This window comes from Caballeronia hypogeia (assembly GCF_001544875.2).
GTDB classification, from domain to species: Bacteria; Pseudomonadota; Gammaproteobacteria; order Burkholderiales; family Burkholderiaceae; genus Caballeronia; species Caballeronia hypogeia.
In genome coordinates this window covers 1-9,942 of record NZ_FCOA02000064.1, presented here as the reverse complement: position 1 = coordinate 9,942, position 9,942 = coordinate 1, and the positions used below count along the sequence as shown (strand labels likewise).

The 9,942-nt window shown below is 61.4% G+C and carries 10 protein-coding genes; 7 read left to right on the top strand and 3 right to left on the bottom strand.

Translation table 11 applies throughout. The features are described 5' to 3' along the window. Positions 1-642: 642 nt before the first annotated feature. The 7 genes from fliL to fliR all read left to right on the top strand — a co-directional run bounded on the left by fliL (position 643) and on the right by fliR (position 5,183). Positions 643-1,131: a flagellar basal body-associated protein FliL gene (fliL, locus tag AWB79_RS37610; protein ID WP_061172542.1), complete on the top strand. Its 489-nt coding sequence runs from the start codon at positions 643-645 to the stop codon at positions 1,129-1,131. Positions 1,132-1,155: 24 nt separating this feature from the next. Beyond that, the gene (gene fliM / locus AWB79_RS37605; RefSeq protein WP_061172541.1) at positions 1,156-2,154 is read left to right on the top strand and encodes a flagellar motor switch protein FliM; all 999 of its coding nucleotides are present in this window, start codon (positions 1,156-1,158) and stop codon (positions 2,152-2,154) included. Next, positions 2,147-2,581 carry a flagellar motor switch protein FliN gene (gene fliN / locus AWB79_RS37600; protein WP_061172540.1) on the top strand — a complete coding sequence of 145 codons (435 nt, stop codon included), beginning with the start codon at positions 2,147-2,149 and terminating at the stop codon, positions 2,579-2,581. Before fliM ends, fliN begins: the two co-directional genes overlap by 8 nt. Next, the gene (gene fliO, locus AWB79_RS37595; protein ID WP_061172539.1) at positions 2,578-3,084 is read left to right on the top strand and encodes a flagellar biosynthetic protein FliO; all 507 of its coding nucleotides are present in this window, start codon (positions 2,578-2,580) and stop codon (positions 3,082-3,084) included. The genes fliN and fliO overlap by 4 nt, the downstream gene beginning before the upstream one ends. A gap of 246 nt (positions 3,085-3,330) precedes the next feature. Continuing rightward, a complete protein-coding gene (fliP, locus tag AWB79_RS37590; protein ID WP_061172538.1) occupies positions 3,331-4,101 on the top strand; it encodes a flagellar type III secretion system pore protein FliP in 771 nt (256 codons plus the stop codon). Positions 4,102-4,111: 10 nt separating this feature from the next. Then, a complete protein-coding gene (gene fliQ / locus AWB79_RS37585) occupies positions 4,112-4,381 on the top strand; it encodes a flagellar biosynthesis protein FliQ (protein ID WP_061138750.1) in 270 nt (89 codons plus the stop codon). A gap of 10 nt (positions 4,382-4,391) precedes the next feature. After that, positions 4,392-5,183, top strand: a complete 792-nt coding sequence (gene fliR / locus AWB79_RS37580) for a flagellar biosynthetic protein FliR (protein ID WP_061172537.1) — start codon at positions 4,392-4,394, stop codon at positions 5,181-5,183. 3 nt (positions 5,184-5,186) lie between these two features. On the opposite strand, the gene AWB79_RS37575 is transcribed toward fliR, so the two are convergent. The 3 genes from AWB79_RS37575 to flgK all read right to left on the bottom strand — a co-directional run bounded on the left by AWB79_RS37575 (position 5,187) and on the right by flgK (position 9,558). Further along, positions 5,187-6,149, bottom strand: a complete 963-nt coding sequence (locus AWB79_RS37575; protein WP_232471147.1) for an LAPAL motif-containing putative phage structural protein — start codon at positions 6,147-6,149, stop codon at positions 5,187-5,189. Between the two features lie 220 nt (positions 6,150-6,369). Then, positions 6,370-7,605: a flagellar hook-associated protein FlgL gene (flgL, locus tag AWB79_RS37570; RefSeq protein WP_061172536.1), complete on the bottom strand. Its 1,236-nt coding sequence runs from the start codon at positions 7,603-7,605 to the stop codon at positions 6,370-6,372. 12 nt (positions 7,606-7,617) lie between these two features. Beyond that, positions 7,618-9,558 carry a flagellar hook-associated protein FlgK gene (flgK, locus tag AWB79_RS37565; RefSeq protein WP_061172535.1) on the bottom strand — a complete coding sequence of 647 codons (1,941 nt, stop codon included), beginning with the start codon at positions 9,556-9,558 and terminating at the stop codon, positions 7,618-7,620. Positions 9,559-9,942: the final 384 nt, after the last annotated feature.

Here is a 9,942-nt window from a genome sequence, read left to right as displayed (position 1 = left end):
CTTATTCTTTCCCCGTGGCCCTCGCCTAAGTGTCGCCCTCATAGGCCCCACCGGGCTTGGATCGCGGACCCACTGCCACATCGCGCCGTTTAACTGACTGGTGCAGCGCCTGCAAGCTCCGGCACCGCGCTTCGCGCCGCCGACGGGTCCATCGGGTCCGCGCGCGCTTCTTACTCACGCCGCCATCGCGCGGCATTTGCTCACCGACGGTTTCCCTTGCAGACCCAGCGGCAGCGCGTAGCGCTGTGCCGGTGCTCTTTCGTGCTGAACCAGCCACTTTGACGTTCTAGCTCGTCAGACCGTGCGCGATCCACTTTGCGTCAGACCTTCGAGGGAGACACTTAGAGGCTGGGCCAATCCGAACGGTGTCGACGAGCCCGCGTGGAGCACTCCGGGTCCAAAAAGCTGCTTTCTTTGGTGACTTTCTTTGCAGCAGCAAAGAAAGTTACCCCTGCCCCGGGGAGGGGCGACGCTAATAGACCGACACGAATTCAGGATTTCATAGGAGCCGAAGCCAAACACCACGCCGCTCCAAACCCCAAACCCAAAGCACTCAAATAACCCCAATTCCCCCCTCTGTTCGACCCATCGCTTTACACGGCGATAGCCAACAATTCACCCTATCGAAAGAGGCACGCATTCATGGCTACCACGACCGCAAACCAGCAACCCATCGTTCCCGCAAAGAGCGGCAAGCTCAAAAAGATCCTGATCGCAGCCGTCGGCGCGGTCGTGCTTCTCGGCGCGGGAGCCGGAGGCGCTTACTTCTTCCTCGGCAAGAATCACGGCCCGGCCAAGCCCGCTCCGGAACCGCCGCCCGTGTTCTTCCCGCTCGAATCCCTCACAGTCAACCTCCAGTCCGACGACGGTGTCATGCACTATCTCCGCGCCGGGCTCACGCTCAAACTGCGAGACGAAAAGGTCCAGTTGCTCGTCACCGAGCACATGCCCGAAGTCCGCAGCCGCGTGCTGCTGCTGCTCTCGGGCAAGCGCCCCGACGATCTCGCGACCGTCGACGGCAAGAAGCAGCTGGCCAACGAACTGCGCGCCGGCGTCGAAACCGCGGCGAGCACCGCCGAAAAACCAGTGCGCGTCGAGGAAGTGCTGTTCACCGAATTCGTCGTGCAGTAACGCCGCATCAGCGAGTAAAGAGTCATGGGCCACGAAGAGTTCATGTCGCAGGAGGAGGTCGATGCCCTCCTCAAGGGCGTCACCGGCGAAATCGATCAGGAAGCTGACGAGAAAAAGCCAGTCGGTGTACGTCCGTACAACATCGCGACGCAGGAACGCATCGTCCGCGGCCGGATGCCCGGCCTCGAAATCATCAACGACCGCTTCGCGCGCCTCATGCGCGTGGGCATCTTCAACTTCATGCGGCGCTCGGCGGAAATCTCCGTCGGCCCGGTGAAGGTGCAGAAGTACAGCGAATTCACGCGCAATCTGCCGATCCCGACCAACCTCAATCTGGTCCACGTCAAGCCGTTGCGCGGCACCTCGCTGTTCGTGTTCGACCCGAACCTCGTGTTCTTCGTGGTCGACAACCTGTTCGGCGGCGACGGGCGCTTCCATACGCGCGTCGAAGGCCGCGAGTTCACGCAGACCGAGCAACGCATCATCGCCAAGCTGCTGAACCTCGTGTTCGAGCACTATTCGACCTCATGGCGCAGCGTGAAGCCGCTCCAGTTCGAATTCATGCGCTCGGAAATGCACACGCAGTTCGCCAACGTGGCGACGCCGAACGAAATCGTCATCGTGACCCAGTTCACGATCGAATTCGGCTCGACGGGCGGCACGCTGCACATCTGCATGCCGTACTCGATGATCGAGCCGATCCGCGACGTGCTCTCCTCGCCCATTCAGGGCGAAGCGCTCGAAGTGGACCGCCGCTGGGTGCGCGTGCTGTCCCAGCAGGTGCAGTCGGCCGAAGTTGAAGTGACGGTGGATCTCGCCGAGATTCGCTCGTCGTTCGAACAGCTTCTCAACATGCGCGCAGGCGACGTGCTGCCGATCGATATTCCGGAGCAGGTCGTCGCGAAAGTGGATGGCGTGCCGGTCATGGAATGCGGCTACGGAATTTTCAACGGTCAATACGCGTTGCGCGTGCAAAAGATGATCAGCGCGACCGACACGACGAAGGAAGGTGGATATGAATGAGATTTTGCAGGAAGGCACGTTGCCCAGCCCGGCAGCCAGCAGCGACGACGCCATCATGGACGACTGGGCGAGCGCGCTCGCCGAGCAGAACGACAACGAACCGCCCGTCGCCGCAGCCGCGGGCGTGTTCCAGCCGCTTTCGAAGGCCGCCCCGCCCTCGACGCGCAACGATATCGACATGATTCTCGACATCCCCGTGCAGATGACGGTGGAGCTCGGGCGCACGAAGATCGCGATCCGCAATCTGCTGCAACTGGCGCAGGGCTCGGTCGTGGAACTCGACGGCCTCGCCGGCGAACCGATGGACGTTCTCGTGAACGGCTGTCTCATCGCGCAGGGCGAAGTGGTCGTCGTCAACGACAAGTTCGGCATTCGCCTGACCGACATCATCACGCCGTCCGAACGCATCCGGAAGCTGAATCGATGAAACGCCTCGCTGTCGCCCTGTCGTCTGCCGCGCCGCTCTTCGCGCGCGCCGCCGACATGAACGCCGTGAACCATGCCGCGCAGATCGCATCGAGCGTGGGCGCGGGCACCGCGGTGCCGTCGCTCGGCTTCGGCGCGGTGCTGCAAACGCTGCTCGGGCTCGTCGTCGTGATCGGCTTCGTGTTCGGCTGCGCGTGGCTCGCGCGCAAGTTCGGCTTGCAGGGCGGCAAGCGCAGCGGCCTCGTGAAGGTCGTTGGCGGCGCATCGCTCGGCAACAAGGAGCGCGTCGCGGTGGTCGAAGTGGGCGATACCTGGCTCGTGCTCGGCGCCGGTCCCGGCAATGTGCGCCTCCTGCACACGATGCCCGCCGGATCGACGGAAGTGGACGGCGTGGGCGTTCCGGCTGCGCCTGCATCGGCCGGAACGTTCGGTGCGAGATTTCGCGACGCCCTCGCGGGCGAAGCGAACAAGCGGCTGCAGAAGTTCGTCGCTTCGAATAAATAAGTCAATTTTGCCGATGCATCGGGCGTGGTTCGAAAGGGCCACGCCCGATGTTCGTTTACCGCGGCCGCTTACCAATAGAACGAGTTAGCCCGGGTTTTCCCCTCTGTTCGCGCCATCGTCGCGTGTCGCGATAGCTGAGAATTCATCCTGTCGAAAGAGGCAGGTTCTCATGGTTATCACGTTCGTCGTCCTTCAAGGTCAGCGCATTCTCGATGCTCTCGCGAGCATCGTCGGCGGGAGCAAGTGATGCAGGTCAGTCGTAATATCGCGCGCGGTCTCAGGATCGCGCTGCCCGTGGCGATCGGTTTGATGCCGTATCTCGCGTTCGCTCAAAGCACGGCGGGTCTGCCCGCCTTCAACACCAGCCCCGGCCCGAACGGCGGCACGACGTATTCGCTCAGCGTGCAGACAATGCTGCTGCTGACGATGCTCTCGTTCCTCCCCGCGATGGTCCTGATGATGACGAGCTTCACGCGCATCATCATCGTGCTGTCGCTGTTGCGTCAGGCGCTCGGCACGTCGAGCACGCCGCCGAATCAGGTGCTCGTCGGGCTCGCGCTGTTTCTCTCGTTCTTCGTGATGTCGCCGGTGCTCGACAAGGCTTACAACGACGCCTACAAGCCCTTCTCCGAAGGCCAGATCGCGATGGATCAGGCCATGACGCGCGGCGTCGCGCCGTTCAAGCAGTTCATGCTGAAGCAGACTCGCGAGGCGGATCTCGCGCTCTTCGCGCGCATCTCGCACGCCCCGCCGATGAACGGTCCCGAGGACGTGCCGCTGTCGCTGCTGGTGCCCTCGTTCATCACGAGCGAATTGAAGACGGGTTTCCAGATCGGCTTCACGATCTTCATTCCGTTTCTCATCATCGACATGGTGGTGGCGAGCGTGCTGATGTCGATGGGCATGATGATGGTGTCGCCCACGACCATCGCATTGCCGTTCAAGCTGATGCTGTTCGTGCTGGTCGATGGCTGGCAGTTGCTGATCGGCTCGCTGGCGCAGAGCTTCGTTTCCTGAGGATTGAAAGATGACGCCGGAATCCGTCATGACGATGGCCCATCAGGCGATGTACGTCGCCCTGTTGCTGGCTGCGCCGTTGTTGCTAGTCGCGCTCGTCGTGGGTCTGGTGGTGAGCCTGTTCCAGGCAGCCACGCAGATCAACGAGTCGACCTTGTCGTTCATCCCGAAGCTACTCGCCGTCGCGGTGACGCTGGTTATTGCGGGACCGTGGATGCTCTCGACGCTGCTCGACTACATGCGTCATGTTTTCACGATCACGCCCGCGATCACTGGCTGAGTCTGCTTCGATGTTTTCCGTCACCTACGCGCAACTGAACGGCTGGCTCACCGCGTTTCTGTGGCCATTCGTGCGCATCCTCGCGCTGATCGCGACCGCGCCCGTGCTGAGCCACATGGCGATCCCCATGCGCGTGAAGATCGCGCTGGCCGCGTTCATCTCGCTGATCGTCGCGCCGACGCTCGGCGCCATGCCGCAGGTGACCGTTTTTTCGGCGGCGGGCGTGTGGATCATCGTGAATCAGTTTTTGATCGGCGCGGCCATCGGGATGACCATGCAGATTGCGTTCGCAGCAGTCGATGCCGCCGGCGAGTTCATCGGTCAGCAGATGGGGCTCGGTTTTGCGATGCTCTACGATCCGCGCGCGGGTGGCAATGCGGTGGTCGTATCGCGCTATCTGAACACGCTGGCGATGCTTGCGTTTCTCGTGTTCGACGGTCATCTGCAGTTGATGAGTGCGCTCGTGACGACTTTTCAGAGCGTGCCGATCGAGGCCAATGTGGTGGCCGCGGCTTCTCATGCGCAAGGGTGGCGCGTGCTGGTCGGTTATGGCGCGAGCGTGTTTTCCACTGGTTTGCTGCTGTCGCTGCCGATCGTGGCGGCGCTTCTTATCGCCAATCTCGCGCTCGGCATTCTCAATCGCGCGGCGCCGCAGATCGGCATCTTTCAGGTCGGGTTTCCGGTGACGATGCTCGTCGGGTTGTTGCTCTTGCAGCTCATGGTGCCGAATCTCATGCCGTTTTTTCAGCGGATCTTCGATGTGGGGATCGCGCAGGTGGGGAGGGTTGCGGGAGCGCTTTGATGGCTACAGAAGTGTCTGCTGCAGAGGCGCCCTGTGCTCATGCACTTTGATAATTCGGTACTCGTTCTTTAGCGCGCCGATTTCGATGGACTGAATTTGGCGAAGATCGACGACAAGGACGTCGCCCTTTCCGAAGCGCTCGCCGTTATTCACTTTCGCCAGAAACTCCTCATCGTCCAATGCGGCGAAGAACGGATACTGGCCGTCGTGAACGCGCCATTTGTTTCCGTCCTTGAAAACGACCGATTCCACGAGGAGGACTTTCCTCGCAATGAAGTCGGAGACGACTTCGCCACTGTCGTTGTCGAACGTGGCGAACGACGCAAGCTCGTCGTCTTCAATGATGAGTTCCACTTGCTCGCCGCGCACGATACCGAAGTTCGATATGCCCTCTCGCTCGAGAGGCGACAGGGTCTTGCTCAGACTGGAGCGTACGACCGAATTTCGCCATAGGCGCACGACGTTGACTTCGACCTCGATCGACTCTGTTTCCGTGATCCACACATGCGCCATCTCACCGACCTGTTCGATCCGGTGCGGCCGACGGCCCCGCAGCTTGCGGGCCAACCCGATGACGCCACCGCTTCCGATAAGCCCGACGACAGTAAGGATCGTATATGCGTTGGAAATTGCCGAAGCACTGGACCCGGCGAAGATGTCCCGAATCTGAGTTAGCAGTTGCTGCAGGAATACGAGATCGAGTTCGAAAGAGCCGGCTTTGAAACTGCCCTTGACTTCGACCCGAACATCGGCTGAATCGCCGTTCAGTTCCTTATTCGCTGCCGTGAAAAGATCAGCGATGGCCACGAGCGCCGGCGCGAGATCGCGCACGTCCATTCGATGTTCCGCGAGTGCAGGACCGTCGTAGACGACGTTAAAGCGCTCATGGTTGCTCATGTCGTTGCGATGCCCGGAATCCTGGAAGTTGCTGCCGCGCACGCCGGCAGCTCGATCGGATGTTACCACGCAGCCTCCTTGGATCGCGGGCCAGCGGGACCGCAAAATATTCGAGAGCGCCGCCGACGGGCGGTGACTGCGCGACAGCGGTAAGCGTCGAAAGTAGCCGATTATTCGATGCCGCGCGGCAGCATCATGTCCGAACGCGAGCGAAGGTGATACGCGAAATGTCTCATTTCGCGCTCACGTCAGCGCCGCGCAAATCGGCGAGGCTCTCGACTGCGGCGAATCAACTCCCGATGTAATCGAACAACGACATCTTCTGAATCTGCGAAAACGCCATCTGCGCCGCCTGCAGCGAGTTCTGGGTCAATTGATACTGACTGATCGAGGAAACCAGATCGATGCTCGTCAGATTCGCGATATCGCTCGCCGTCTGCGTCTGGCTCGTCTGCATCGCTGTTTGTGTGGACTGCACTTGCTGCTCGCGTCCGCCTACCACCGTCTGCGCCGCCAGCACGTTGTTGTACGAGTTGTTCACCTTCGTGCCCGCCGTCGTCAGCGCGTTGGTCAGCGCCGCCTGCGCGGACGGCGTGCCCGTCGTCTGCTTCAGCGCGCTCACGAGGTTGTCGAGCGTCGCGAAGACGTCGTTGTTGTCGGTCGCCGCCGGCTGCACCGTGAAGGTGTCGTTGTCGCCCGGCGTGCCGTCGATCGTCACCTTCTGGCCGCCCAGCGTGATGTCCGTCTTGCCCGTGTAAGCGACGTTCGTCGGCAGCGTGTTGTCCGGCGGGTCTGATGCGACCGAATAGCTCGTCGAGCCGTCCGTCTGCGAAATCGAGAACGTGATCGTGTATTTGCTCGCATTCCCGGCGTTGCTGGTGTCGGTCGTGCTCACCGCGCTGATCGTGGCCGTCCCGCTGTTCTTCGGGCCCGCGCTCGATACCGGATCGCTTTCCGTCGGTTGCACGCTGCCGAAGATCGATACACCCGTGTCGCCCACCGGGATCGAACGCCCTTCGCTGATCTGCACCGTGCGCTGGCCGTAATCGCCCTCGTAGTTCACGCCGACACCCGAGGGATCGTTCGTGTATGGCGCCGTGCCGCCCTTCAGACCCGAGAAGATGTAGTTGCCGTTGCTGTCCGTCGTGTTCGCGAGACTGAAGAGCTGATCGCGCAGACCCTGAATCGTCTTCGCGACCGACGTGCGGTCCGCGTCCGTGAGCGAGCCGTCGCCGGCGTGCACGATCTGCGTCTGGATGCTCTGCATCACGCTGCTCACGGTGCCGAGCGTCGAATCTTCCTGCTGCAACGACGAAAGCGCCGTCGTCTGATTCGTGCTGTATTGCGCGAGCGCGCCGCTCTTCAAGGTGAGCTGCACGGCCTGCGCCGCGCCGAGCGGATCGTCGGATGCGGTGAGAATGCGCTTGCCCGACGAAATCTGCTGATACATCGAAGCGAGCGTGCTTTGCTGGTCGCTCATCGAAGCGACGTTCATGTTGAAGTACTGCGAACTGGAGATACGCATCGCGTTTTAGCCTCAGTTGAACATGCCGAGCAGCGACTGGAACAGCGTCGCGGCGGTCTGAATCACCTTGCTGTTCGCTTGATAGAGCTGCTGATACTGAATCAGGTTGGCCGCTTCCTCGTTCAGGTTCACGCCCTGAACCGACTGCTGCGCCGTGGTCGCCTGCGTGAGCAGCGCGGTCTGCGCCGAGCTCGTCGCCTTGAGCTGATTGGTCTGGTTGCCGATCGTGTTGATGTAGCCCGCATAGGAGCTCGTCAGCGTGTCGTTGCCGCCGTTGAGCGACTTCGACGAAACCAGATTGGCCATCGCGAGCGCGTTGCTGCCGTCGCTCGTGCCGCCCTTGTTCTGTGCGATGGTGAACGCGTCGCTGTCCTTCGGCGTGCCGCTGATCGTGGCCGAAATGCCATTCGCCGTGACCGTGAGGCCCTTCGAGGCATCGTAGGGAATCGTGTCGCCGATCCCGTAGCTGGTCGTGCCGACCGTGACGGGCGTATCGGACGTGAAGCCGGGCAACGAAGCGTTGTACGTCAGCTTGATGTCCGCGCTCATCGTGTAGCCCGCCGCCACCGTCGCAGACGAAATCGACGCCGTGCCGGTGTTGGCGCTCGCCGCCGACGTCACTGCAGGCGATGCCGCCGCGACGGCGGCGCCGTTGCTCGTCGTGAGCTTGAAGTTGTCGAGCGCGGCGCGCGTCGGCTGAATCGTGAAGGAGTCGCCCTGCTTGACGTCGGTCGCGGCGGGCGCCGTGATCTTCAGGCCGTTGATGGTCTGGTCCGTGCCCGGATCGATGGTGCCGAGCGAGTTGCCGGTCGCCGGATCGGTGACGTTGAATTTCGACCCGTCGAAGGTGACGGTGAAGTCGTTGGTCGGCGGCTGCGTGCCATCGACGATCGACGCGCTCACCGTGCCGGTGCCCTGATTGCGCGCGTTGCTGATGATGTTCACGTCGCTGGACGCGAACAGATCGCCGCCCTTCACGCCGTTCAGATCGAGGCCGAGCGAGTTCTGGTCGTTGAGCTGATTGGCGAAGCTGGTCGTGATGGCGCCGAGTTGCGCCTGTGCGGGATCGAGCGTCTGCGTGCGGAAGCTGATGAGACCGCCGACCACGCCGCCGGTAAGTGCGGAGTTGTCGATGTACTGCGTGTTCTGCGGCGTCTGCGTCGAGCCATCGCGGCTCTGGAACGCGATGGTGAGCTCACTCGGATCGGACGGTGAATTCACCGTCTGCAGACCGTATTGCGTATTGCCGACGACGAGCGGCTGCCCGTTTCCGATGAACACGTTGTAGCTATTGCCTTGCGGCACGACTTGCACGCCGATCATCGAGCTCAGGTTCGTGACGAGCTGATCGCGCTGGTCGAGCAACTGGTTCGGTTGCTGGCCGCTCGCGCTGGCGATGTTGATCTGCTTGTTGAGATCGGCGATCTGTTGCGAGTAGCTGTTGATTTGCGAGACGGCGCTGTTCAGTTGCGTGTTGACGCTCTGGCGCAACTGGTCGTATTGCTCGCCGGCCGAATTGATCTGGTCGACGAGAGTTTGCGCGCTGCTCATCAGCGACTGGCGCGCGGCGGTGCTGCTGGCCGAATTCGCGACGGACTGCAGACCCGAGAAGTAATTGGTGATGCCCTGCGCGATGCCCTTGGTCGGATCGCCGACCAGGTTGTTGAGCTGCGAGATCATCGTGTAATACGTGCTCGCGGCGCTGCTGGACGCTTGCGTGTTGTTCACCTGCGTCGTCAGATACTGGCTGTACTGACGCGTGACGGTGACGGCCTGCACGCCATTGCCGAGATATCCGGAGCCGGTGAATTGACCGGAGGACTCCTGATACTGGACCTTTTCGAGCGTGTAGCCGGGCGTCGCGGCGTTGCTGATGTTCTGCCCGGTCGTCGTCAGGCCCCACTGGGCGGCATTCAGACCGGAGAGACCAATGCTGAAAATGTTATTGGACATGCGTGAATCCTGGTGAAGGAGCGCTGGCGCTTGGCTGCTATGTATATCGGCGTTTTGCCGGGGAAATTGAGGGTTCTTTGGCTTTTGCGCCTCTTGCGCGGAAGCTGGGCGCTTGTTGCGATGAGCGCATTATCGGAGGGAGTTGGCAATGGCTATTGCCCGAAGAGCCTGGGTTTTTGGGCCTAGTCTTTTGGTTTGAATTTTCTTATTGACTAGGTTTTCGTGAAATCCTGAATTCGTGTCGGTCTATTAGCGTCGCCCCTCCCCGGGGCAGGGGTAACTTTCTTTGCTGCTGCAAAGAAAGTCACGGCGGTTTCAAGGTTGAAGCGCAACGGCGGATTTAATGTTTAGAGCCCATGAGGTTGAGCTGCGGAAGCGAGTGTG